Origin of the sequence: Roseateles microcysteis (assembly GCF_036880965.1) — a bacterium.
Lineage (GTDB): Bacteria > Pseudomonadota > Gammaproteobacteria > Burkholderiales > Burkholderiaceae_C > JAUASW01.
Genome location: NZ_JBAJMV010000002.1, coordinates 728393 through 753495 on the forward strand (window position 1 = coordinate 728393; position 25103 = coordinate 753495).

Consider the following 25103-nt stretch of genomic DNA (forward strand, 5'->3'; position numbering starts at 1 on the left):
GTCTCTCTACTCTCTCTTTTGATCTCAACCAGCGCGCAGCAGCAGGAGGCTGCGTGCCGGTGCCTGGAATCCCTGGCCGGCGGCAATGCGCTGGCCACTCTCGATCTCACCGCTGCTGTCCAGCAGCACGGAAAAACTCTGCGCGCTCAAATGGAAGGGGCGCGCCTGCGCATCGGGGTTGAACACGATGGCCAGGCGCGGTGCAGCCTCGCTGGCGCCGCGCAGCAGGCAGGCAAACGCATGCTGGTCGGCCTGGTGCCAATCGTGCACCTGCATCTCGTGGCCCGTCGGGCTGAACCAGGCGATGCAGGCATCGCCGGCTCTATCTGAACCAGGGCCGGCAAACCAGCGCCCATGGCGCAAGAGCGGTTCGCTGCGACGCAGGCGCGCCAACTCGGCGACGAAGGCCGCAAGCTCCAGATCGGCACTGGCCCAGTTCAGCCAGCCGATCTCGTTGTCCTGGCAGTAGGCGTTGTTGTTGCCTTGCTGGCTGTTGGCGATCTCGTCGCCGGCGTTGAGCATCGGCGTGCCTTGCGCCAGCATCAAGGTGGCCAGCATCGCCCGGCGCACGCGCTCGCGGGTCGAGTTGATGCACGCATCGTCACTCGGCCCTTCGGCACCGAAGTTCGCGCTGAGCTCGCCGTCGCGCCCATCGCGGTTGCCTTCGCCGTTCGGCTCGTTGTGCTTGTGGCTGTAGCTGACCACATCGTTCAGCATGTAGCCGTCATGCACCGCCACGAAGTTGACCGAGGCCGTGGGGCGGCGCTGGCCGTGGTGGAACACGTCGCTGGACGCCGTGAAGCGCCGCGCGAACTCGCCGCGCCCCACCTTGCCGCTCTGCAACCAGTAGCCGCGCACCGCATCGCGGAACTTGTCGTTCCATTCCAGGAAGCGGCCGGGGAAGCGACCGAGCTGATAGCCGTCGTATGCCGCATCCCAGGGCTCGGCGATCAGGTGCACGCCGGCCAGCACCGGGTCTTGCCGCAGCGCCGCGAAGAAGGCCGCCTGCGGTTCGTAGCCATGGTGGGTACGACCGAGCACCGGCGCCAGGTCGAAACGGAAGCCGTCCACGCCCATCTCCGTCACCCAGTAGCGCAAGGAGTCGAGCACGAATTGCGCCACGCGCGGATGCTGGGCATTGAGCGTGTTGCCACAGCCGGTGAGGTTCTCGCTGCGGCTCTTGTCGTCGCCAGCGAGGCGGTACCAGAGGCGGTTGTCGAGACCGCGGAAACTCAAGGTCGGCCCGAACTCATTGCCTTCGGGCGTGTGGTTGTAGACCACGTCCAGCACCACCTCCAGGCCCGCCTGATGCAAGGCCTCGACCATGGCACGGAACTCGGCCGTCACCGCTGTTGGGTCGTCACGATTCGCCGCTGTGGCCAGCCGCGGGTCAGGCGCGAAGAAACCAAGGGTGTTGTAGCCCCAGTAGTTGCGCAGACCCTTGCCATGCAGGTGCGGCTCGTCCACGCAATACTGCACCGGCAGGAGCGAAAGCGTGGTCACGCCCAACTGCTTGAAATGCGCAATGGCCGCCGGGTGGGCGAGACCGGCATAGCTGCCTTGCAGTTCGGCAGGAATCTCCGGGTGCAGTTTCGAGAAGCCTCTGACATGCACCTCATACAAGAGCACGTCATTCGGTGCATGGCGAGGCGCACTCTCGCGTGGCGATAGGCCACTCAAGGGCTCGGCCACCCTGCCCTTGAGCGCCTGCACGGCGTTGTCGCGCGCATCAAAGGAACGCGGTCCGTCCGGATGCCCGAGTTCATAGCCATGATGCTCGGCCGCCCAGGAGAAATGGCCCACGATCTCGCGCGCATACGGGTCGAGCAGGAGCTTGTGCGGATTGAAGCGGTGGCCTTGCTGCGGCTCGTAAGGGCCATGCGCCCGCAAGCCATAGACAAGACCAGGCCCCACGCCCGGCAGGAAGCCGTGGAACACGCCGTCATGCGGGCCATGCAGGCTGTAGCGGCGCAACTCGCGCTGGCCAGCCCCGTCGAACAGGCAGAGCTCGATCTGGCTCGCGTTCTCGGACACCACGGCGAAGTTGACGCCACCATCGCGCGCAACAGCGCCGAGCGGTTCGTGCCGACCTTCTTCGATTTGCGCTGGCAAGTTCATGCAGGTACCAGGATGAGTGTGGCCAGCGGCGGCAGGCTGACGCTGATCGACTGCGGCCGACCATTCGCGGCCTTCTTCTCGACCTTCAAAGTTCCCTCCAGATTGCCGACATTGCTGCCGCCGTAATGCGCCGAGTCGGTATTGAGCCGCTCGCGCCATGCCCGGGCGCCGGCCGGCACGCCGAGCCGGTAGTCCGGCCGCGGCACCGGCGTGAAATTGCAGATGACGATCACCTCGCCGCCGACATCGTCGCGGCGCAGCCAGGCGAACACCGACTGCAGGCGATCTTCCTGCTGCAGCCACTCAAAGCCTGCCGGCTCGCAATCCAGCCTGTGCAGGGCCGGCAGCTCGCGATAGATGCTGTTCAGGTCGCGCACCAGCCGCTGCACGCCGGCATGGCGCTCGTCTTCCAGCAGCTCCCAGGACAGGCGGCGTTCATGGCTCCATTCATCGCGCTGCGCGAATTCCTGGCCCATGAAGAGCAGCTTCTTGCCCGGGTGGCCCCACATGAAGCCGTAGTAGGCACGCAGGTTGGCGAACTTCTGCCATTCATTCGGATCACCATCCCCAGGCATCTTGTTCAGCATCGAGCCCTTGCCGTGCACCACCTCGTCATGCGAGATCGGCAAGACGAAGTTTTCGCTGAAGGCATAGACCAGGCCGAAGGTCATCTTGTCGTGGTGCCACTGGCGGTGGATCGGCTCCTCGTGCATGTAGCGCAAGGTGTCGTTCATCCAGCCCATATTCCATTTGTAGTGGAAGCCCAGGCCGCCGGCCGATGTGGGGCGCGAAACGCCCGGAAAGCTGGTGGATTCTTCAGCCAGCGTGATCGCGCCAGGCGACTCCAGCCCCAGGCGCTCGTTCATGCGCTGCATCAGCGAGATCGCCTCGAAGTTCTCGCGGCCCCCTTGCGAGTTCGGAACCCATTCGCCGGCCGGGCGCGAGTAGTCGCGGTAAAGCATGGAGGCCACGGCATCGACCCGCAAGCCATCCACGCCCCAGCGCTCGGTCCAGTACAGGGCGTTGCCGATCAGGAACTGGCGCACTTCATTGCGGCCGAAGTTGTAGATCAGCGTGTTCCAGTCGCGATGAAAGCCCTCGCGCGGGTCGGCGTAGTCGTAAAGGTGCGTGCCGTCGAACTGCGCAATGCCGAATGCATCGGACGGGAAATGCGCAGGCACCCAGTCCAGCAGCAGGCCCAGGCCACGCTCGTGGCAGGCCGCAACGAAGCGCGCAAAGCCCTCGGGCGGGCCGAAACGGGCACTCGGCGCAAACAGGCCGAGCGTCTGGTAGCCCCAGGAGCCATCGAAGGGATGCTCGCTGATCGGCATCAGCTCCAGATGAGTGAAGCCCATCGCGGCGGCATAGGCCGGCAGTTCGGCGGCCAGCTCGTCCCAGGTCGGGAAGCGGCCTTCGGGCTTGCGCCATGAGGCGGCATGCACTTCATAGATGCTGATTGCCGCATCGCGGCGGTTGGCCGTCACGCGCTCGGCGCTCAGCGCCTGAGGCTCACGCAGCGGCGCGGCCACGATGCTGGCCGTCTCGGGTCGCAGTTGCGACGCACGCGCATAAGGGTCAGCCTTGGGCGGCAAGAGGTTGCCCCCCGGCCCGACGATCTCGAACTTGTAGAGATCGCCCGGCTGCATGTGGGGAATGAAGATTTCCCAGATGCCGGCGCCATGGCGCAGGCGCATCACATGGCGGCGCCCGTCCCAGTTGTTGAAGGTACCGACCACGCTGACGCGGCGCGCATTCGGCGCCCAGACGGCGAAGCGCACGCCAGCCACCGGATGCTCGCCGCCCTGCTCCATAGGGTGCGCACCGAGCTGCGTGTAGGGCCGCGGATGCTCGCCCCGGGCCAGAAGGGTCAGGTCTTGCTCTTCCAGCTGCGGGCCGAATGCATAGGCGTCGGCATGGCAGCCTTCATGGCCGTCATCCCAGCGCACCTGGAAGCGGTACTCGAACTTCTTGCGACGCCGGCCCATCGGCGCCTCGAAGAAGCCGCCCTCTCGGTGCGGCAGGCTGGCCACCACCTTGCGTGTGCCGGCCTCCAGCACCATCACGCCGGCCGCGCCGGGCAAGAGCGCGCGCAGCCAGAGCTTGCCGTCTGCATCGGCATGCAGGCCCAGCACCGAGAACGGGTCCGGGTGACGCGCCGCGAGCAGCGCCTGCAACTCCGATTCAGACAGCATTCAGACTCTTCTCCAGTAGGGCCCAGGTCAGCTCAGGCTCTTCACCGACCAGACGCGCTCGACATAGTCCGCAATCGTACGGTCCGACGAGAACCAGCCCATGCCGGCCACATTGAGGATGGCACGGCGGTTCCAGGCCGCCGGGTCCTGATACAGCGCGTCGACCCGCAGTTGGGTCGCCACGTAGTCGGCGAAGTCCGCCATCAGGAGATAGCTGTCGTGGCCCAGGAGCTTGTCGACCAGGGCGCGGTAGCGGTGAGTGTCGCCGCCGCTGAACTCGCCGGAAGCGATGGCGTCGATCACGGCCTTCAGCTGACGGTTCTCTTCGACATACAGGCGCGGGTCATAGCCCAGCGACTTGATCTTGGCCACGGCCTCGGTGCGCAGGCCGAAGGAGAACATGTTCTCGACGCCGAAAGCCTCGGCCATCTCGATGTTCGCGCCGTCCCAGGTGCCTATGGTCAGCGCACCGTTCAGGGCGAATTTCATATTGCCGGTGCCCGAAGCTTCGGTGCCGGCCGTCGAGATTTGCTCCGACAACTCCGCTGCCGGAAGGATGGTCTCGGCCAGCGAGACGCTGTAGTTGGGCAGGAAGACAAGCTTCAACTTGTCGCCCACGCGCGGGTCGCTGTTGACCACGCGGCCCACGTCATGCGCCAGCTGGATGATGCTCTTTGCCATCTGGTAGGCCGAGGCCGCCTTGCCGGCGATCACCACGGTGCGTGGCACCCAGTTCGCGTCCGGGTTCGCCACGATGGCCTGATAGCGCGCCACCACATGCAGGATGTTGAGGAGCTGGCGCTTGTACTCGTGGATGCGCTTGATCTGCACATCGAAGAGGCTGTCCGGGTTGACCGCAATGCCGAGCTCGCGGCGGATCAGGGCAGCCAGGCGCTCCTTGTTCGCACGCTTGACCGTACGGAACTGGCGACCCAGCTCGGCATCTTCCGCGAGGGGCTTGAGCTTGCTCAGCTCCGCCAGGTCCTTGCGCCAGCCCTTGCCGATGCGCGAGTCGATCAGCGAAGACAGCGCCGGATTGGCCTGCTGCAACCAGCGGCGCGGCGTCACGCCGTTGGTGACGTTGTGAAAGCGCTCGGGCCAGATGCGGGCGTAGTCGGCGAAGATGGTTTGCACCATCAGCTCGCTGTGCAGCGCAGCCACGCCATTGACGCGATGCGAGGCCACGATGGCCAGATGGGCCATGCGCACACGGCGCTCGCCGCCACTGCCGAAGCCGCCGTCTTCCTCGATCAGCGAGACCCGGCTCATCAGCCCTTCATCGCCGGGGAAGCGGGCTTTCAGCTCTTCCATGAAGCGGTGGTTGATCTCGTAAATGATTTCGAGATGACGGGGCAGCAGCGCTTCAAACAGGTACAGCGGCCACTTCTCCAGCGCCTCGGGCATCAGCGTGTGGTTGGTGTACGAGACCGCCTGGCGCGTGATCGCCCAGGCTTCGTCCCAGACCATGCCGTGCTCGTCAAGCAGCAGGCGCATCAGCTCGGCCGGGGCCAGTGCCGGATGCGTGTCATTCAAATGGATCGCGTTGGCCTTGCCCAGGTTGTGCAGAGAGCCGAACTCGCGCAGATGACGCGCAATCAGATCCTGCAGGGAGGCACTGACCAGGAGGGCTTCCTGCTTCAGGCGCAGCTCGCGGCCGGGGTCGGTCGAGTCGTCCGGATAGAGCACCCAATTGATCGCATCAGCCTGCACGCGATGTTTGGCCGCTTGCGCATAGCTGCCACGGCAGAAGGCATTGAAGTCGATCGGCGCTGCGGCGCTGGCATGCCATTGGCGCAGCGTGGACACGCGTTCGCTGTGGTGGGCCGGCACGATGAAGTCATAGGCCTGTGCCACCAGCGTTTCGGCCGGCACCCATCGGCGGCTGCCGTCGGCGTCGACCTCGACGCGGCCACCGAAGCCGACCGCGTAGCGCACGTCGGCGCGCGGCACCTCCCAGGCATTGCCCAGGCGCAGCCAGTCGTCCGGACGCTCGACCTGTCGGCCGTCCTGGATGCCTTGGGCAAACATGCCGTATTCATAGCGCAGGCCATAGCCGAAGGACGGCAGGCCCAGCTCGGCGAAGGAATCCAGGAAGCAGGCGGCCAGGCGGCCGAGGCCGCCATTGCCCAGGGCGGCATCGTTCTCGCGCTCCAGCACATCGGGCAAGGCCTGACCCTGCACCGCAAAGGCTTCGCGCAGCGTTTCGTCGAGGCCGAGCGCGGCAATGGCATTCCCGAGGGCCCGGCCCATCAGGAACTCCATCGAGAGGTAGTGCACGCGACGCACAGGTGCATCGACGCCCCGCTTGGCATCTGCCGCTTGCGTGGCAGCCCAGCGCTCGGCGAGTTGCTCGCGACAGGCGGCAGCGGCGGCACGCATCAGCGCCTCCCGGCTGGCCGGGTCTACGGCGCCGCGCAGCTCGCGCTGCAGGGCGGTCTTGAAGGCGGCTTGAATCGGGGTGGGGCTTGAGCTCATGGCAGCGGTCTTGAGAGTCGCGAAGATCGTGCTTGCTTTCATGGGTCTTCCATCAGGCGCGCCCGGCCGCAACGGAGCTTTGGCGCGGGCGCAGAACCGGCTCGGCGGCCGGCGACTGGGGCGGAGTATCGCCCAAGAGTCGGATTTTGTGTAGTTTCACTACATCGGGAATTCCCGATTCCGAAATTGACACAGCAATTCTAGGCCAACAGCCATCGAACCTCGGGTAGTCGCCATGTTGTAACACTACATTTTCAACGGTATATTCCAGCCAGCTTCCCACCCCGGGGCATCCGACCGGGGGTCAACAGAACAGCAAGCCGCGCCTCAAGTCGCCGGCATGGAGACAACAGTGGCGGACGTCCAGCTTTCCGGTGTAGCCAAGGCCTATGGCGATGTGAAGATCCTGCACGGGATCGACCTCGAGATTCGCGATGGCGAGTTCATGGTCTTCGTCGGCCCTTCAGGTTGCGGCAAGTCCACGCTGCTGCGCACCATCGCCGGCCTGGAAGAGATCACCGGCGGCGAGCTGCGCATCGGCGGCCGCCTCGTGAACGACGTGCCGCCGGCCGAGCGCGGCATCGCCATGGTGTTCCAGTCCTATGCGCTCTACCCGCATATGAATCTGTACGACAACATGGCCTTCGGTCTCAAGCTGGCCAAGGTACCGAAGAACGAGATTGACGGCGCCGTGCGCAACGCCGCCAAGATCCTGCACATCGAGCATCTGCTGGACCGCAAGCCCAAGGACCTGTCGGGCGGCCAGCGCCAGCGCGTGGCCATCGGCCGCGCCATCGTGCGCAAGCCCGAGGTCTTCTTGTTCGACGAGCCGCTCTCCAACCTCGACGCCGCCTTGCGCGTGCGCATGCGCTATGAGTTCGCCAAGCTGCACGAAGACCTGAAGACGACCATGGTCTACGTGACCCACGATCAGGTCGAGGCCATGACGCTGGCAGACCGCATCGTGGTGCTCTCGGCCGGCAAGATCGAGCAGGTCGGCTCGCCACTGGAGCTGTACGAACATCCGCGCAATCTCTTCGTGGCCGGCTTCATCGGCAGCCCCAAGATGAACTTCCTCGCTGGCGAACTGGCCAGGGTCTCGGCGGGCGAAGCCGAGATCAAGCTGGCCGGCGGCCTGACCATGCGCGCGCTAGTGGACGCCAGCCGGGCCAAAGTCGGCGACAAGGTGACCCTGGGCGTGCGGCCCGAACACATCCGTGTGGGCGGTGACAGCAACCTGATGCAGAGCACCTTGGCCTTCGTCGAGTCGCTCGGCAGCCTGACCTTCGCGTACTTCCCCTACCCCGGCCTGGAAGAACCCCTGACCTGCCAGTTCGAAGGCCGCAACGGTTGCGACCGCCTGCGTGCCGGCGAGGCGCTTGAGCTGCAGTTTCCGGCCGAAGCGCTGTATCTGTTCGACGCCGAGGGCACGGCCTTCCGCCGTCTGGCTGCGCCGGAGCTGGGGGAATGAAGGCCGCACTCCTCACGCTGGCCCTGCTGGGCTGGGGCGCCGACGTGCTCGCCGAGTCCTCGCCCAAGCTGCTGGTCTGGATCAATGGCGACAAGGCCTACAACGGCCTGCAGAAGGTCGGCAATGCCTTCGAGAAGGCCTCGGGCGTCAAGGTCGTGGTCGAGCACCCGGTCGACGCCCCCGAGAAGTTCACGCAGGCGGCCGGCGCCGGCAAGGGCCCGGACATCTTCTGCTGGCCGCACGACCGCATCGGCGAATGGGCCAAGGCCGGCCTCCTGACGGCCATCCGCCCAGGCAAGAAACTGCGCGAAGAAAACGAGGAAGCCGCCTGGAAGGCGATGGCCTACCGCGGCAAGCTCTGGTCCTACCCCATCGCCATCGAGACCACCGGCCTGATCTACAACAAGGCCCTGGTGCCCACGCCGCCTGCCACGTTTGACGAGCTGATCGCGCTCGACAAGCAGCTGCAAGCCCAGGGCAAGCGCGCCATCCTGTGGGACTACAACAAGAGCTTCTTCAGCTGGCCGCTGCTGGCCGGCGCTGGCGGCCGGGTGTTCGACCGTGACGCGCAGGGCGAGTACGACGCCGAGAAGGTGGGCGTGGCCAATGCCGGTGCACTGGCCGGCGCGCAGATGCTGGAGCACCTGGTCAAGCAGGGCCACATGCCCAAGGGCGCCCGCTACTCCGAGATGGAAACCGGCTTTGCCCGCGGCCAGGTGGCGATGATGATCTCCGGCCCCTGGGCCTGGGACAACGCGCGGCGCGCCAAGATCGACTTCGGCGTGGCCGCGATTCCTGCCGTGGTGCCGGGCCATCCCTCCAAGCCCTTCGTGGGCGTGCTGGGCTGCATGGTCTCGGCACCGAGCAAGCTCAAGGACATCGCCGTCGAGTTCATCGAGAACCACCTGATGCGCCCCGAGGCCTTGAAGATCCTCGATGCCGATGTGCCGATCGGCGTGCCGGCCAACAAGGCCTTCTATGCCGAGCTGGCCGTGAACCCCCTGATCAAGGCCAGCATGGACAACGCCCGCGCCGGCGAACCGATCCCCAACATCCCCGAGGTGGGCCGCTTCTGGACCGCGATGGACGCCGCGCTGGAAGCCATCACCAACGGGCTGCAGAGCCCGCAGGACGCACTGGCCGGCGCCGCCGGCCGCATGCTTTTGAAGACGGCGAAGTGAGGAGTGAGTCCGCAATGAACGCCTCCACCACTTCCGCCACGATGTCCACCACCGCGCACCGCATCGCCTACAGCCAGCTGCCACCCGGCCCGCTGGAGAAGGCGGCCCGCCTCCTGCGCTGGCCGCTCACCCTCGCGGCCATACTGGCCTCGCTCTACCTGGTATTCATGGTCCATGCCTCGGGCCAGACCTTCTGGGCACTGGGTCTGCTGGCACTTTTCGCCGCCTTCTTCTACGTCTACGTGAGCAAGGTGGCTTTCGCCGCGCGCTACCTGTTCCCCGGCATCGCCGGCATGCTGGTGTTCATCGCCTTTCCGCTGGTCTACACGGCGGTGATCGGCTTCACCAACTATTCGTCGGCCCACCTGCTCAGCGAAGAGCGGGTGCGCGAGTACCTGCTGGAGCAGCGCGATGCCGTTGAAGGGCAGGTCCAGCCCTTCAGCCTGCATGCCGATGGCGCAGAGTTCCGGCTCGTGCTGCGCGACGCTGCCAGCGGTGAGCCGCGCTTCGTCTCCTCGCCGCTGGCATTGCGCAAGGCCAAGGGCGAGCTGAAGGTCGAGATGCGCGACGTGGCGGCTGAGCCGCTGCCCCTGAGCAGCCCCTTGCAAGCCGCCCTGCCACTGCGCGAGCTGATCACGCACCGCGAGGCCTTGTCGCAACTGCTCTTGCAGATGCCCGGTCAGGCTGACACCCTGCACTACCTGGGCCTGCGCGAGTTCGGCCCGATCCGGCGCTACTGGGAAGCCCAGCCTGATGGCAACCTGAAGCGCTTGGCCGACGGTCAGCTCTACAAGCCCAATCGCGACACCGGCTTCTTCGAGAGCACCGCGGGCGAGCAGCTGCAGCCCGGCTTCAAGGTGCTGGTCGGCGGGCAGAACTACGCCCGCATGCTCTTGAACGAAGACTTCCGCGGGCCCTTCCTCGCCATCTTCAGCTGGACGGTGATCTTCTCGCTCAGCACCGTGCTGTTCTCCACCGCGATCGGCATGCTGCTCGCCGTGATGCTGAACTGGGAGGACCTGCGCTTGCGCGGCACCTACCGCACCCTGCTGTTCCTGCCCTATGCGGTGCCGGGCTTCATCTCCATCCTGGTGTTCAAGGGCTTGTTCAACCAGAACTTCGGCGAGATCAACGCCATCCTTGATGCCCTTGTCGGCATCAAGCCCGCATGGTTTGCCGACCCGCTGCTGGCCAAGATCATGCTGGTGATCGTGAACGTGTGGCTGGGCTACCCCTACATCATGATCCTGTGCTCGGGCCTCCTGAAGGCCATTCCCGCGGATCTGTACGAGGCCTCGGCCCTGGCCGGCGCCGGCCCGCTCACCAACTTCTTCAAGATCACGGCGCCCTTGATCATCAAGCCGCTGGCGCCGCTGCTGGTCAGCGCCTTCGCCTTCAACTTCAACAACTTCGTGTTGATCGCGCTCCTGACCGACGGCCGGCCCGACTACCTCAGCAGCAAGATCCCGGCGGGCCAAACCGACATCCTGGTGTCCTACACCTACCGCATCGCCTTCCGCGATTCGGGCACCGACTTCGGCCTGGCGGCAGCGATCTCGACGCTGATCTTCGTCCTCGTCGCGGCGATGTCGCTCATCAATCTCCGATTGATGAAAAAGGCCAACCAGTAAAGCAAGGAACACGGCAATGAGCCCCCACGTTCACTCTGTTCTCTGCCCCCCGAGGGGGCGCTCAATGCCCTTCGGGCGGCCGGGCGGGCATTGACATGGCAATCGTTCGAGGCAAGCAAGCCCGCTGGCGGGTGTTCGGCGCCCACGCGCTGCTCTGGGTCTTCCTGGCGCTGACGCTGTTCCCGCTCTTGGCGGTGGTGTCGATTTCGCTCAGGCCCGGCAATTTCGCCACCGGCAGCCTGATACCGACCGAGATCAGCCTGGAGCACTGGAAGCTGGCGCTGGGCATCCCTTACCAGGCCGCCGACGGCAGCCTGGTGCAGCCGCCCTTTCCGGTGCTGACCTGGCTATGGAATTCGATCAAGGTGGCCACCGTGGCTGCCTTCCTGATCGTGGCCATCTCGACCACGGCTGCCTATGGCTTCGCGCGCCTGAAATTCCGCTTCAAGACGCCCATCCTCAACTCCATGCTGCTCCTGCAGATGTTCCCGGCCGTGCTGGCGCTGGTGGCCATCTACGCGATCTTCGAGACCATAGGCACCTATGTGCCGGCCATCGGCCTGGAGACACACGCCGGCCTGGTGCTGGCCTACCTCGGCGGCGTGGCCACGCATGTGTGGACCATCAAGGGCTATTTCGAGACCATTCCCGTCGAGATCGAGGAAAACGCCAAGGTCGACGGCGCCACGCATTGGCAGGCCTTCCGCATGGTGCTCCTGCCAATGGCCGTGCCGATCTTGATGGTGGTGTTCGTGCTGGCCTTCATCGGCACCATCATCGAATACCCGGTGGCCTCGGTCCTGCTTCGCGAAGAAGGCAACCTCACGCTGGCGGTGGGCTCCAAGTACTTCCTGCACGACCAGCGTTTCCTGTGGGGCGACTTCGCTGCCGCGGCCGTGCTCTCGGGCCTGCCGATCACGGCGGTGTTCCTGCTCGCTCAGCGCTGGATCGTCAGCGGCCTCACGGCCGGTGGGGTCAAGGGATGAAGGCGCTCGCCACCGCACTGGCGCTGCTGGCGGCTACCAGCTCAGCCCAGGCTGCACCGGCCGGTGCGGCTGGCACCTTTGAAAAGCGCGAGCGCGACTGGCGCAACGGTGCCGTTGTCTACCAGATCATCGTGGACCGCTTCGTGCCCGCCGCAGACCTGGAAGGCAAGCGTGCGCTCTACCCGTCACCCAAGGTCCTGAAGCCCTGGAGCGAAGCGCCAAAGGCCGGCGTCTACCTGGCCGACCAGAAGCTCAATTCGGCCGAACTCGAGTTCTGGGGTGGCGACCTCGCCAGCGCCGCAAGCAAGCTGGAACACATCCAGCAGCTGGGTGCCGATGTGCTCTACCTGAACCCGATCCACCTGGCCTGGACCAACCACAAGTACGACGCCTTCGACTTCCAGAAGGTGAGCCCCGAGTACGGCAGCCGCGAAGACTTCAAGCGCCTGGCGGCCGACGCGCACCAGCGCGGCCTGAAGGTGGTGCTGGACGGCGTGTTCAACCACATGGGCCGCAACGCGCCGGTCTTCAAGGACGCCTTCGCCAACCCGAGCAGCCCTTGGCGAAACTGGTTCTCCATCGGCCCACAGTACGAGGGCGGCGCCCTGGTCTGGACCGGCTACCAGAACCTGCCCGAGCTGAAGCTGGAGAACCTGGTGGTGCGCCGGCATCTCTGGCTGGACAAGGATTCGGTCGTTCGCTCCTACCTCCGTGATGGCGCAGATGGCTGGCGCCTGGATACGGCCTTCGAGCTGGGCCAGGCCTACCTTCGCGAGCTGACGGATGCGGCCCACAAGGAGAAACCGGGGTCGCTCGTGGTGGGAGAGATCGCCAACTATCCGGACCGATGGCTGAAGTCCATGGACGCGGTGATGAACTTCACCCTGCGCGACATTGTGCTGAGCATGACGCGCGGCGACATTGCCCCGGCAGCCGCTGCCCGCCTGACCGAGCGGCTGGTGAAGGACTCGGGCATCGAGGCGATGCTGAAGTCCTGGGTGGTGATCGACAACCACGACATCCCGCGCATCGCCACGCAGCTGCCGGTCACAGCGCAGCGCCGCATGGTGCAGGCGCTGCAGTTCACCTTGCCCGGTGCGCCGAACCTGTACTACGGCGCAGAGGTCGGCATGACAGGCGGCACCGACCCCGAAAACCGCGGCCCGATGCGCTGGGACCTGGTGCGCGACGACAACCCCGAGCTTGTCTGGGTCCGCAAGCTGATCCAGCTGCACAAGACGCACCGTGCGCTGCGCGTCGGCGACTTCCGCTTGATCGATTCGCAGCAGCTCTTCGCCTTCGAGCGCCACACCGACAAGGTGCTCGATACCCGCGTGGTGATTGCCAACCCAAGCGACAAGCAAGTGCGCGAGCGCCTGATGATTGCCAATGCCCACCTGATGGACGACACGCCCATGGTCGACCTGCTGGGCCTGGTGTCGCCCGCACCGACCATGGCCATCGGCCCGGGCTTCATCACCGTCGACATGCCACCGCACAGCGCGCTGCTGCTGCAACCCAGGCCCAAGGCCCTGGGTGGCTACAACCGCTACAAGCGAGTTCAATGAGCAAGTTCCTGTTGATGCTGGCGACCATGCTGGTCGCCTCTGCCACCCTGCCCGTTCGGCCAGCCATGGCGGCGGCCAAGTGCCAGGCCTCGCCACTGGGCCAGCGCGAACTCTTCCTGCGCGGCAGCTTCAATGGCTGGAGCGCAGAAGATGCGCAACGCTTCAGCTATGTCTGCGACCGCTACGAGCTGCATGTGCGCCTGGAGGGCGAGCATCAGTTCAAGGTCGGCGACGAAGACTGGTCGGCCGACGCCGACTTCGGCGGCAAGCCTGCGCAGCTGCAATTGAAGGGCCCGGCGATGAGCCAGCATTTCAAGGGCGGCTACAAGCTGACGCTGCGCCTGGACGGCCTGGCTCCGAGCCTGCAGATCCTGCCCTTCGCCGGCAAGCTGCCTGCGACCAAGCCCGTGCCTGCCGTGGGCAATGCGGTGGCGCGCAGCCTGCGCTTCGACTCACGCTCGATCGCCGACAAGCAGCCCTTCGGCGCCGTGACCGCCGGCAGCGAAGTGGCCTTCTCCATCAGTGCCCTGCCCGGCGTCGAGCAGCTTGAACTGGTCGTGGCCAAGCGTCGCCTGGAAGGCAACCAGGAAGTGCTGGAGTACCTGCCGCTCGCACGCCTGCCGATGAGCCGTGCGACCGAGGGCAAGCGCGAGCGCTGGACCGTCCGCCATCGCTTCACCGAGCCCGCCATCTACGGCTATCACTTCGAGGCCCGCATTGCCGGCCGCGCCTACGTCTACGGCAACAACCGCGACAAGGTGTTCTGGACGCGCGAGAAGGGCACGATGGGCCTCGGGCTGACGGAAGACAAGCCAGCCGACGACAAGCGCATTCGTCGTTATCGCCAGACCGTGTACGCGGCGGACTTCAAGGTGCCGAGCTGGGCGCGCGACATCGTCTACTACTACGTCTTCCCGGAGCGCTTCCGCAACGGCGACCGAAGCAACGACCCGCAGCCAGGCCGCGACCGCTATCACGACAAGACCGTGGAGCTGCACAAAAACTGGCTCGACAAACCCTGGAAGCCGGCCTCGGGCGACGGCTCCGACGCGCTGCCCAACAATGACTTCTTCGGTGGCGACCTGGCCGGCATCATCGACAAGCTCGACTACATCAAGTCGCTGGGCGCCAACGCGATCTACATGACGCCGGTGTTCCGAGCGGCCAGCAACCACAAGTACGACACCGGCGACTACACACAGATCGACCCGGCCTTCGGCACGAACGCGGACTTCGAGCGGCTCTGCGCCGAAGCCGCCAAGCGCGGCATCCGCGTGATTCCGGACACATCGCTCAATCACGTTGGCCAGGACTCGCCCTACTTCAACCGCTTCGGCAACTTCAAGCCGGGCGGTGCTTTCGACAACGGCAAGATCAATCCGGATTCACCATACGCCAGCTGGTTCACCTTCGACGCCAAACAGACCGCCCCCGACAAGCAATACAAGGGCTGGGTCGGCGTGCTGGACCTGCCAGAGATCGACAAGGCTTCGCCGGCCTTCCGCGCATTCGCCTATGGCAACCCCGAATCGGTGATGAAGCAATGGCTGGACCGCGGCGCGGCCGGCTGGCGCATGGACGTGGCACCCTGGGTGCCGGACGACTTCTGGCGCGAGTGGCGCAAGGCGGTCAAGAACCACAGGCCGGATGCCTTGACGGTTGCGGAGACCTGGTTCGACGCCAGCAAGTACTTCCTCGGCGACACCTTCGACTCGACGATGAACTACATCTTCCGCAATGCGCTGCTGGAATACGCAGCCGGCGGCGATGCAAAGGCGCTCTACGCCAATATCGAGCTGATGCGCGAGGCGTATCCGCCGCAGGCCTTCTATGCCTTGATGAACCTCCTCTCAACGCATGACCAGGCCCGCGCGCTGCATCACTTCGGCTATCACAACGATGATGATCCGCAAAAGCTCAAAGAGGCCAAGCAGCGCCTCAAGCTGGCCGTGCTGTTCCAGATGAGCTTCCCCGGCTCGCCGACGATCTACTACGGCGACGAAGTGGGCCTGGCTGGCGGCGATGACCCGCTGAACCGCGCGGCCTACCCCTGGGCCGACGAAGGCGGCAAGCCCGACGAAGCCTTGCTCGCAGACTTCAAGCGCCTCACCGCGATGCGCAACGATCACGCCGTGCTGCGCCATGGCTCGATCAGCGCACCCATCCACCTTGATGCCCATGTGATTGCGCTGGCCCGCCAGGATGGCGAGAGCTGGGCCGTCACCGCGACGAACAACGCCACCGCAGCGCGCAGCGTCAGGCTCAAGCTGCCAGTCGAGCTGCACGGCAAGCGTCTGCGCGATGCCTTGAGCAAGAGAACCTACCAAGTCGGTGCCGATGGCTCGCTGACTCTCACTCTCGCGCCGCTGTCCGGTGCCGTCCTGATCTCTGCGCCATGAACCTCCAAGACTTCGGCCAAACCGGCCTGCGTGTCAGCCCCTTGGGCTTCGGCGCCATGCACATCAACGATGAGCGCACCAGCGAAGAGGAGGCCGGTCGCCTGCTCAATGAGGTGCTGGACCTGGGTGTCAACCTGATCGACACCGCGCGCGGCTACGGCCTGTCGGAGGAGCGCATTGGCCGTCACATTGCCCATCGCCGCCAGGACTTCGTGCTGTCAACCAAGGTGGGCTACGGCGTCGAAGGCGTGCCCGACTGGACCTACGACTGCATCGTGCAAGGTGTGGAGCGCGCGCTGCGCCTGATGCGCACCGACGTGCTGGACATCGTCCATCTGCACTCATGCCCGCTTGGCACCCTTGAGCAAGGCGAGGTGACGCGCGCGCTGCAGGACTGCAGGTCAGCCGGCAAGCTGCGCGTGGCGGCCTACTCGGGCGACAACGCCGAGATCGATTTCGCGCTGGCCAGCGGCCAGTTCGGCTCGCTGCAGACCTCGGTCAGCGTCTGCGACCAGGTCAACCTGCCGGTGCGCCTGCCGGAAGCGCAACGCCTGGGCGTGGCTGTGATCGCCAAACGGCCGGTGGCCGGCGCGATCTGGCGCATGAGCGAGCGGCCCGAGGCCTATGCCGAAGGCATCTACTGGGACCGCTGGCAGGCGATGGGGCTGCCCACGGCCATCCCGGAGGCAGACTGGAACGCCTTGGCCTTGCGCTTCACCGCCTTCCTGCCCGGCGTCTCCAGCACCATCGTCGGCACCGGGAAGCTCGCGCATTTCAAGCACAACCTCGCGGCCATCGAACAAGGTCCGCTGCCGGCCAGCCAGCAGCACCTGATGCGCCAGGCCTTTCTGCATCAGGAGCGGGGCTGGAAGGGCCTGATCTAGACTGTCCGCATGGAACTCAAAATCGTCGTCTACTCCAAGTCAGCCTGCCCGCAGTGCGACAGCGTCAAGATGCTTCTGAAGGCCCGGAACCTGGGCTTCGAGGAAATCAGGATCGAGGACGAGGAGCAGCGCATGGCCTTCTACGCCAAATGCGGTCCCTCGGTCCGGTCCATGCCCCAGGTCTTCATCAACGACCAGCGCGTGGGCGGCGTGGCCGGGCTGCAGGCCGCGTTTGCGCAGCTCAAGCTGTGAGCTGATTCAGGCCTGGGCAGGCACGATCAGGATCTTGCCCTGGCGCTCGCCAGCGGCAGCGGCAGCCACCGCTTCCTTGATCTGCGCCACGTCGTAGCTCGCCTGGATCGGCGTGCTCAGCTTGCCGGCCGCAATCAGGCCGGCCAGTTCGGTCAGCAGTGCGAACTGCTGGGGCTGCGGCGTGGTGCGGAACCAGCGCGCCAGCCAGAAGCCCTTCAAGCTCACGTCGCGGAACACCAGCTCGCGCGGCGACACGATGCAGGGCTCGCCGCTCAAGGCACCGTAGTTCACCACCACGGCGCTCTCGGTCAGCGTGCCGGCCAGGCGCATCGTCGCCTTGCCGCCGACGGCATCAATGCCCAGCTTGATCGGCGCGCCTGCGGTGGCGGCCTTGACCCGCTCGGCCAGGTCGTCGCCATCGACCAGCACCACATCGCCGCCCTGTACCAGCACGCCGGCGATGGCCGACTCGCGGCGCACGATATTCACGGTCTTCAGTCCGCGCAGCTTGGCCAGTTGCACCACGTAGCTGCCCACGCCTGAGTTGGCGCTGTTCTGGATCACCCAGTCGCCCGGCTGCAAGGTGGCGAAGTCGCTGAGCAGCAGCGAGGCCGTCGGCGGATTGACGGTCAGCATGGCCAGCTGCTGCGGGTCGGCGCCGTTCGGCAGCGGAATCAGGCGCGCGGCCGGTGCCACCAGATGCGTGGCCCAGGTGCCCGAGCCGGCCGGCAGCAGCACGGTCTGGCCAATGGCCGGGCCTTGGGTGTCCGGGCCCAGTTCGACGACCCGGCCCACGCCCTCGCTGCCACCGACGGCAGGCAGCGGCGGCAGGATGCCGTACTGGCCGGTCAGGGTCAGCACATCGCTCGGGTTGATGGGTGCGGCCAGCACGGCCACCAGGGCCTGGCCTTGCGAAAGGGTCGGGCGTTCGAAAGGCACGGCCGCGATCACGGCCTGCGGCACCGGGCCGCGTTCGTTGTACTGGGCTTTGAGCATCGTTGTCATGGTGAGGTCCTGCTAGCCGGTTTCGGCGTCTGTACTGCGATGACCGAATGCTAGGCCTGCCGGTCTCAAGACGGAATCCGTCATATTCGGCAAAATCTTTTGTCGCAATGGCAATGATCAAGAGCCCACGATGGACAAGCTGCGCGCCCTTCAGTACCTGGTCAAGGTGGCCGACACCCTGAGCTTCTCGCGGGCGGCCCGGGCCTTCGGCGTGCCGGCCTCCTCGATCTCGCGGCGCATCACCGACCTGGAAGCGAGCTTGGGCATCGAGCTGCTGCACCGGACGACGCGCACCGTGCGCCTGACCGAGGCCGGCGCGCTCTACCTGGAGCAGGTGCGGCCGGGCCTGGCGCAGCTGGACGATGCCGATGAGCTGGTGGGCCAGCACTCCAGCACGCCCAGCGGCACCCTGCGCATCAGCGCCATGCCCGGCTATGGCCAGCGCCTCCTGATGCCAGCGCTGCAGGACTTCGGCGAGCGCTATCCCGACATCGTGCTGGACGTGCACCTGAGCGATGCCCTGGTGGAGCTGGGGCGCGACCAGATTGACATCGCGATCCGCGGTGGCCGCCAGCCGCAGGACCGCGTCGTCGCCCGTCGCCTGGACCCGAACCGTTTCGTGCTGGCTGCCTCGCCGCAATACCTGGAGCGGGCCGGCACACCCCGCACGCTGGACGACCTCGCAGGCCACCGCGCGCTGATGTACCGCGGCCCGAACGCCGTGATCAAGTGGCAGGGGCTGGGCGATGACGGCTGGCACGAGGTGCCGGTCACACCTGCCTTCATCAGCAACGACGGCGCCAGCCTGATTGCCATGGCCTGCCGGCACCAGGGCATCGTGCTGTTGTCGGAATGGGCGCTGGTGGACTACTTCCGGCGCGGCGAGCTCCAGGCCATCACGCTGGACCAGCCCGTGTCTGTCGGCCGCGGCGGCGAGGCCGGCATCTACCTGCTCTACCTGCAGACCCGCTACCGAATACCCAAGGTACGGGTGGCGGTGGAGTTCCTGGTCGAGCGGCTGAGCGCCAGCTCGGCCTGAGCCGACAACCCTTGCCTTGATCGGGCGATTCAGCTTGAGCTTGCTGAACTTTCAGAAATTCCTGAAAATTCAGCAAAATCTTGAGTTGACGCAAATTGAACGAGAGGTCGTCATGGAAGCCCTGAGCCCCCTGGTCCGCAGCTTTGTCGCGCATTTTGGCGAGATGGGCAGCCGCTGGGGCATCAACCGCACGGTGGGGCAGATCTATGCCCTCATCTTCGTTTCGCCCCGACCGCTGAACGCGGACGAATTGGCCGAGTCACTGGAATTCAGCCGCTCCAATGTGAGCATGGGGCTGAAGGAACTGCAGGCCTGGCGCCTGGTGCGGCTCAAGCACCTGGCCGGCGACCGACGCGAGTACTTCGAGGCGCCCAGTGACGCCTGGGAGATCTTTCGCACGCTGGCCGAGGAGCGCCGCCGCCGCGAGATCGAACCCACGCTGTCGATGCTGCGCAATGCACTGCTCGAGTCCCCCAATACCGAGGAAGACCGCATCGCGCAGGAACGCATGCGCGGCATGCACGACCTGATCGAGCTGATGAGCAGCTGGTTCGACGACATGCAGCGGCTCGACTCGCAGACGCTCGGACAGCTGATGAAGATGGGCTCCAAGGTGCAGAAGCTGCTGGAGTTCACCGGCCGCATCAAGCCCGCAGCCAAGACCGACCGGGAGGGCTGAACCATGCTCGATGCCCTGGATGCCCTCGTCCTGGCGCGCATGCAGTTCGCCGCCAACATCTCCTTCCACATCCTCTTCCCCACGATCAATATCGCGCTGGCCTGGGTGCTGCTGTTCTTCCGCTGGCGCTGGCTGAAGACCGACAGCGATATCTGGCTCACGGCCTACCGCTTCTGGACCAAGGTGTTCGCGCTCTCCTTCGCGCTGGGCGTGGTCAGCGGCATCACGATGAGCTTCCAGTTCGGCACCAACTGGCCGGGCTTCATGGAGAAGGCCGGCAATATCGCCGGGCCGCTGCTGGGCTACGAAGTGCTGACCGCCTTCTTCCTGGAAGCGAGCTTTCTCGGCGTGATGCTGTTCGGCCATGGCCGCGTTGGCGAGCGGGTGCATCTCGCCGCCACCTTCCTGGTCGCCTTCGGCACCACGCTGTCGGCCTTCTGGATCCTGAGCCTGAACTCCTGGATGCAGACGCCGCAGGGCTTCGAGATCATCAACGGCGAGTTCCACGTGCTGGACTGGTCGGAGGTCATCTTCAACCCCTCCTTCCCTTACCGCCTCTCGCACAAGCTGCTGGCTTCGGGCCTGACGGTGTCTTTTCTTCTGGCCGGCGTCAGTGCCTGGCAGCTGCTGAAGAAGAAGCCGCAGGTCTGGACGGCCAGCGTGCTGCGCGTGGGGCTCACACTGGGTGCAATCCTCATCCCCTTGCAGATCTGGGTCGGCGACATGCACGGCCTCAACACCTTGAAGCACCAGCCCGCCAAGATCGCCGCGATGGAAGGCGTGTGGCAGACCGAGCGCGGCGCGCCCCTGCTGCTGTTCGCCTGGCCGGATGAAAAGACGCGCAGCAACCATCTGGAGATTCCGGTGCCCAAGCTCGCCAGCCTGATCCTCACTCACGACGCCGAGGGCGAGATCCGCGGCCTCGATGAATTCAAGGACGCGCATCCGCCGGTCAAGCCGCTGTTCTTCGGCTTCCGCGTGATGGTGGGCACCGGCCTCCTGATGCTGGCCTTCAGCTGGGTGGGCTTGTGGCTCTACAAGCGTCGACAGTGGGTTGCGCACGACCTGCCCCGCTGGCTCCTGCGCGGCCTGGCGCTGATGAGCTTCTCGGGCTGGCTGGCCACCCTGGCCGGCTGGTATGTGACCGAGATCGGCCGCCAGCCCTTCATTGTCTACGGCCTGCTGCGCACCGCGGACGTGGCCTCCAAGACGCCAGCGCCGACCATTGCCTTGTCGCTCGCCGGCTATCTGGTCCTCTACCTCGGACTCATCGTGGCCTACGTGTCGGTCATCAAGTACATGGCCGAGAAGAAGGTCGACCTCGCGACTGGGAGCAGCCCCGCATGAACGCCGCTGAATGGATGCCGCTTGTATTCATGGGCCTGATGGGCCTGGCCCTGCTCATCTACGTGGTGCTCGACGGCTACGACCTCGGCGTGGGCCTCCTGATGGTGGGCGCAAACGACGAGCACAAGGACCGCATGGTCGCCTCCATCGGCCCGTTCTGGGATGCCAATGAAACCTGGCTGGTGCTGGGCGTGGGCATCTTGCTGGTGGCCTTTCCGAAGGCACACGGCTTGATCATCGGTGCGCTCTACCTGCCGGTGGCGGTGATGCTGATCGGCCTCACCTTGCGCGGTGTGGCCTTCGACTTCCGCGTCAAGGCCCATGCGCAATGGAAGCCCTTGTGGAACCGCCTCTTCATGGCCGGCTCCTTGATGGCTTCCTTGGCGCAGGGCTGGATGCTGGCGCGCTACATCACCGGCTTCCAGGAGGGCTGGACCTATACCGCCTTCGCCGCGGTGATCGCCCTGGCCTTGTCTGCCGCCTACGCTCTGCTGGGCGCCGGATGGCTGATCATGAAGGCCGAGGGTGAGCTGCAGGCGTTGGCAGTGAAACGGGCCAAGCTGGCGTGGCCGGCCGTGGTGATCGGCCTGGCGCTGATCTCGCTGGCCACGCCGCTGGTGAGCCCCACGGTCTCGGCACGCTGGTTCCGCATGCCCGAACTGATCGCGCTGCTGCCGATTCCGCTGACGACCGGCCTTTCGCTCCTGGGCCTGCGCGCCCTGCTCAACTCGCACCGCGTGCTGGGCAAGCTCTGCTGGCTGCCATTCGCGCTGATGGTGCTGGTGATGCTGCTCGGTTCGCTGGGCCTGGCCTACAGCCTCTATCCCTACGTGCTGATAGACCAGATGACGGTCTGGCAGGCCGCAGCTGCGCCCAAGTCGCTGGCCTTCATCCTTTGGGGCTGCGCCTTCACCGTGCCGGCCATCCTCGGATACACCGTGTTTGTCTACCGCGTTTTCTGGGGCAAGGCCAGCGAACTCAGCTACGCCTGAACAGGTGATGCAAGGCCCTGGTCGTGGCGCCGGGGCGGGCTCACAATGGGCGCGTCCCCGCCATCCTGAGCGCGCATCACCATGCTCCGCCGCCAGCTCCTTGCCAGCCTCCTGATTCCGGGCATGCCGGCCATCGGCCTCGCCCAGGCGCGCCGCCTGCGCATGGTGCGTTCCGCGTGGCCGCCGTATGTCTACATGGAGGGCGAGCGCGGCGTCGGCCTGGACGTGGAGCTGATCGAGGCCGTCTTGCGGCGCATCGGCTATCAGCTGGAGCTGGTGCCCGAAACGCCACGGCGGCGGCGCCCGCAGATGATGGCGGCCGGCGAGCTGGACCTGGTACCGGCCGCTAGCGTTCCCGAGCATGCCCAGGAGCAGGCCTGGTTCACCAGCACCTACCGCCACGAGCTGATCGGCCTGATGAGCCTGGAAGCGCAGCGCGAGCAGTTCGCAACGCTGCAGGCGTTCAGCGACTTGATCACGCGCCGCATTCCGGTGCTGGTGCCCAAGTTCCGCACCGGCGGCGAGCTGGATGGGCTGATCGAAAGGCTGCGGCCCGCCGGCCTGGCCGAGCCCTACGACAGCGCGAAGCGTGGCCTGGCCATGCTGCAGCGGGGCCGCGCCAGCCTGATCATTGGCGACATTCCCACCTTGATCCACATCGGCAGACTTGAAGGCACGCCCGTGACTCGCACGCCGCTGCCCGAGCAGCGCTTGCCGGTCAGCCTGATGCTGAGCCGCAAGACGGTATCGGCAGACCTGCTCGCGCAGATCAACGCGTCGCTGGCTGCACTTGAAGCCGATGGCACCCTGCCGGCGATACGCAAGCGCTACGGCTTCTGATCGAGGCGCCGCGACAGGCCGGGCATGCGGCCGGGGCGTGGGTCGGCCAGGCGCTGGTCATGCCGGTAGTCCTCGTTGACCTCGATGCGCCAGTGCTGGCGATCAAAGCGGCGAGCGAGCGCAGCGACCAGCCTGTCGAAGCTCATGCCTTCTTCGGCATTGCTGTCCAGATGCACCGTCTGGCCGGCGCCGTCGTCGTCCTGCAGCAACTGGAGCAAGGCCACCGCCGTGTCTGGCATGAATGAACAGGCCGGCACCCAGGCACTGCTGGCTGCGATGCGGCCCTGCTCGCGCTGCCAGCCGTCCAGCGTCGCGAGCATGTTGTTGCCCTCGCTCACTTCATGGATCTGCCAGCCGATGCGGGCGATGCGGGCGGCGGGACAGGCGGCGCGGATCGCGTCTTCGGCTTCGATCTTGTAGCGGCCGTATTCATCCTGCGCCGTGCGCTCGTCACCAGGCCCATGCGGGCCATCAGGCTCATGATGAAAGACCATGGCCGTGCTGGTGAACAGGAACGGCAGCGATTGCCTCGCCGCATGTCCAGCCAGCATCGCACCCCAGCTCACAGCGCCGAGCGCCAAATGAGCGATGGCATCGGGCCGGCTGGCTTGCAGATGTGCGGCCACGGCCACTTCATCGTCCACCGGTATCCGGTTTTTATCCCAGCCCAGCACCTGCCAACCAGCCGCGGTTGCAGCTTGCGCCAGGTGCGGCGCCAGCGTGCCGCCAAGGCCGGTGATCAGCAGGCGGCCTGGCATCAGCGCTTGGCTGCGATGGCCCAGCGCCAGGGCGCCAGCTTCTCAGACGCGCCATCCAGACGGTAGGTTTGCTCGGCCGCCGAAAGATTGACAGCCACGGTCACCACATTGCCGCCCTGCTGGCGACGGAAGGCGAAGACCTTGTCGTTGCCGGTGTCGAGCGGCTCGGCCTTGGCACCGTACTGGCCGTTGGCCAGAGCCGGGTTGTTCTTCTTCAAGGCCAGCAGCTCGGTGTAGAAGCCCTGCAGCTCATAGTTCTGCCACGCCACCTGGTCCTTCTCGAAGAAGGCCAGGCGCTTGCCCAGGCGCGCTTCCTGGCCGCCGTAGATCAAGGGCATGCCGGGCAAGGTGAAGCTCAAGACGGCCAGCGCCTGATAGGCATCGCCGTACAGCTCCGCGTCGGTGCCATGCCAGGAGTTGAAGTCGTGGTTGCTGGTGAAGCGCATGCGATAGGCATGGCCTGGATAGACCTTGGCCGCCGTGCCTTCGTTCTGCGCCTTCAGCCAGGCCTGCATTTCACGCGCACCTGCCTTGCCCTTGCCGATGTCCTTGAAGACATCGGCAAGGTCCCAGCTGTAGCTCATGTCGAAGGCACGGCGGTGCAGCTCGGGCTTGTCGGACTCGGCGAGCATGAAGACGGGCTTGATCTTGTCGAGCTCGCTTCGGGCGCGTTCCCAGAAGTCGGTCGGGACGAGGCTGGCCACGTCGCATCGGAAACCGTCCAGCCCCACGTCCTTCAGCCAGAACGCCATCGCCGCGATCATGGCCTTGCGCAGACCTTCGCTGCGGTAATCCAGCGCCACCACGTCGGTCCAGTACTCAGGCTCGGCGCCCTCAAGAAAGGTGACCGGGAAGATCTCGCCCTTGTCGTTGAGCTTGTACCAATCCTTGTGCTGGGTGGTCCAGGGATGATCCCAGGCCGTGTGGTTGGGCACCCAGTCGAGGATGAGCTTGAAGCCCAGCGCATGCGCCTCTTTCACCATCGCCTTGGCGTCATCCAGCGTGCCGAACTCGGGGTTCACCGCCGTGTAGTCGCTGATCGAGTAGTAGCTGCCAAGTCCTCCCTTGCGCTCCTTCTTGCCAATCGGCTGCAGAGGCATGAACCAGAGGATGTCCACGCCCATCTTGCGAATGCGTGGCAGGTCAGCCGCAAAGGCACGCAGCGTGCCCTCCTTCGTGTGCTGGCGGATATTGACCTGGTAGATGCTGGCCTGGCGAGACCACTCGACATGGGGCATGTCGGGCGCGGCAGCAGCAGATGCTTGGCTCATGGCGTTGGGCGAGAT

At 65.7% G+C, this 25103-nt stretch carries 19 protein-coding genes; 13 read left to right on the plus strand and 6 right to left on the minus strand.

The genetic code is table 11. The annotated features are described in order from the left end of the window. Positions 1-24: 24 nt before the first annotated feature. The 3 genes from glgX to V3596_RS08305 are packed head-to-tail and all read right to left on the minus strand — an operon-like array spanning position 25 to position 6827. Positions 25-2118 (minus strand): glycogen debranching protein GlgX, encoded by a 2094-nt coding sequence (glgX, locus tag V3596_RS08295; protein WP_416383967.1) that lies wholly within the window; start codon positions 2116-2118, stop codon positions 25-27. Beyond that, entirely contained in the window at positions 2115-4310 is a 2196-nt protein-coding gene (gene glgB, locus V3596_RS08300) for a 1,4-alpha-glucan branching protein GlgB (protein WP_334277208.1), read from the minus strand. The genes glgX and glgB overlap by 4 nt, the downstream gene beginning before the upstream one ends. A gap of 27 nt (positions 4311-4337) precedes the next feature. Continuing rightward, complete coding sequence (locus V3596_RS08305; protein WP_334277209.1) at positions 4338-6827, minus strand: glycogen/starch/alpha-glucan phosphorylase; 2490 nt, start codon at positions 6825-6827, stop codon at positions 4338-4340. 310 nt (positions 6828-7137) lie between these two features. Here V3596_RS08305 and V3596_RS08310 point away from each other — a divergent pair, with 310 nt between their 5' ends. The 8 genes from V3596_RS08310 (at position 7138) to V3596_RS08345 (ending at position 17157) form a co-directional block, all read left to right on the plus strand. After that, positions 7138-8256 (plus strand): ABC transporter ATP-binding protein, encoded by a 1119-nt coding sequence (locus tag V3596_RS08310; RefSeq protein WP_334277372.1) that lies wholly within the window; start codon positions 7138-7140, stop codon positions 8254-8256. Continuing rightward, positions 8253-9437, plus strand: coding sequence for a maltose/maltodextrin ABC transporter substrate-binding protein MalE (gene malE, locus V3596_RS08315; protein WP_334277210.1), 1185 nt, complete (start codon positions 8253-8255; stop codon positions 9435-9437). The genes V3596_RS08310 and malE overlap by 4 nt, the downstream gene beginning before the upstream one ends. A gap of 14 nt (positions 9438-9451) precedes the next feature. Then, positions 9452-11068 carry a maltose ABC transporter permease MalF gene (gene malF / locus V3596_RS08320; protein WP_334277211.1) on the plus strand — a complete coding sequence of 539 codons (1617 nt, stop codon included), beginning with the start codon at positions 9452-9454 and terminating at the stop codon, positions 11066-11068. A 95-nt stretch (positions 11069-11163) separates the two neighbouring features. Beyond that, the gene (malG, locus tag V3596_RS08325; protein ID WP_334277212.1) at positions 11164-12054 is read left to right on the plus strand and encodes a maltose ABC transporter permease MalG; all 891 of its coding nucleotides are present in this window, start codon (positions 11164-11166) and stop codon (positions 12052-12054) included. Continuing rightward, positions 12051-13622: a glycoside hydrolase family 13 protein gene (locus V3596_RS08330; RefSeq protein WP_334277214.1), complete on the plus strand. Its 1572-nt coding sequence runs from the start codon at positions 12051-12053 to the stop codon at positions 13620-13622. Before malG ends, V3596_RS08330 begins: the two co-directional genes overlap by 4 nt. Then, on the plus strand, positions 13619-16021 hold the full coding sequence (locus tag V3596_RS08335) for an alpha-amylase family glycosyl hydrolase (protein WP_334277215.1): 2403 nt from the start codon (positions 13619-13621) through the stop codon (positions 16019-16021). Before V3596_RS08330 ends, V3596_RS08335 begins: the two co-directional genes overlap by 4 nt. Next, positions 16018-16905, plus strand: coding sequence for an aldo/keto reductase (locus V3596_RS08340; RefSeq protein ID WP_334277216.1), 888 nt, complete (start codon positions 16018-16020; stop codon positions 16903-16905). The genes V3596_RS08335 and V3596_RS08340 overlap by 4 nt, the downstream gene beginning before the upstream one ends. Positions 16906-16914: 9 nt before the next feature. After that, on the plus strand, positions 16915-17157 hold the full coding sequence (locus tag V3596_RS08345) for a glutaredoxin family protein (protein WP_334277217.1): 243 nt from the start codon (positions 16915-16917) through the stop codon (positions 17155-17157). Positions 17158-17163: 6 nt separating this feature from the next. On the opposite strand, the gene V3596_RS08350 is transcribed toward V3596_RS08345, so the two are convergent. Continuing rightward, positions 17164-18162: a zinc-dependent alcohol dehydrogenase family protein gene (locus V3596_RS08350; protein ID WP_334277218.1), complete on the minus strand. Its 999-nt coding sequence runs from the start codon at positions 18160-18162 to the stop codon at positions 17164-17166. A 130-nt stretch (positions 18163-18292) separates the two neighbouring features. On the opposite strand from V3596_RS08350, the gene V3596_RS08355 reads away from it, so the two are divergent. The 5 genes from V3596_RS08355 (at position 18293) to V3596_RS08375 (ending at position 23059) form a co-directional block, all read left to right on the plus strand. Next, positions 18293-19201, plus strand: coding sequence for a LysR family transcriptional regulator (locus V3596_RS08355; protein WP_334277220.1), 909 nt, complete (start codon positions 18293-18295; stop codon positions 19199-19201). Positions 19202-19313: 112 nt separating this feature from the next. Next, positions 19314-19880: a GbsR/MarR family transcriptional regulator gene (locus V3596_RS08360; protein ID WP_334277221.1), complete on the plus strand. Its 567-nt coding sequence runs from the start codon at positions 19314-19316 to the stop codon at positions 19878-19880. A gap of 3 nt (positions 19881-19883) precedes the next feature. Then, a complete protein-coding gene (locus tag V3596_RS08365) occupies positions 19884-21227 on the plus strand; it encodes a cytochrome ubiquinol oxidase subunit I (RefSeq protein ID WP_334277222.1) in 1344 nt (447 codons plus the stop codon). Further along, positions 21224-22219, plus strand: coding sequence for a cytochrome d ubiquinol oxidase subunit II (locus V3596_RS08370; RefSeq protein WP_334277223.1), 996 nt, complete (start codon positions 21224-21226; stop codon positions 22217-22219). The genes V3596_RS08365 and V3596_RS08370 overlap by 4 nt, the downstream gene beginning before the upstream one ends. 81 nt (positions 22220-22300) lie before the next feature. Further along, positions 22301-23059, plus strand: a complete 759-nt coding sequence (locus V3596_RS08375; RefSeq protein WP_334277224.1) for a substrate-binding periplasmic protein — start codon at positions 22301-22303, stop codon at positions 23057-23059. Here V3596_RS08375 and V3596_RS08380 read toward each other — a convergent pair. Together V3596_RS08380 and V3596_RS08385 are read right to left on the minus strand one after the other, a co-directional pair. Further along, positions 23047-23817 (minus strand): sugar nucleotide-binding protein, encoded by a 771-nt coding sequence (locus V3596_RS08380; RefSeq protein WP_334277225.1) that lies wholly within the window; start codon positions 23815-23817, stop codon positions 23047-23049. The two genes, V3596_RS08375 and V3596_RS08380, sit on opposite strands and share 13 nt — an antisense overlap. Continuing rightward, positions 23817-25088 (minus strand): alpha-amylase family glycosyl hydrolase, encoded by a 1272-nt coding sequence (locus V3596_RS08385; protein WP_334277226.1) that lies wholly within the window; start codon positions 25086-25088, stop codon positions 23817-23819. Before V3596_RS08385 ends, V3596_RS08380 begins: the two co-directional genes overlap by 1 nt. Positions 25089-25103 lie beyond the last annotated feature (15 nt).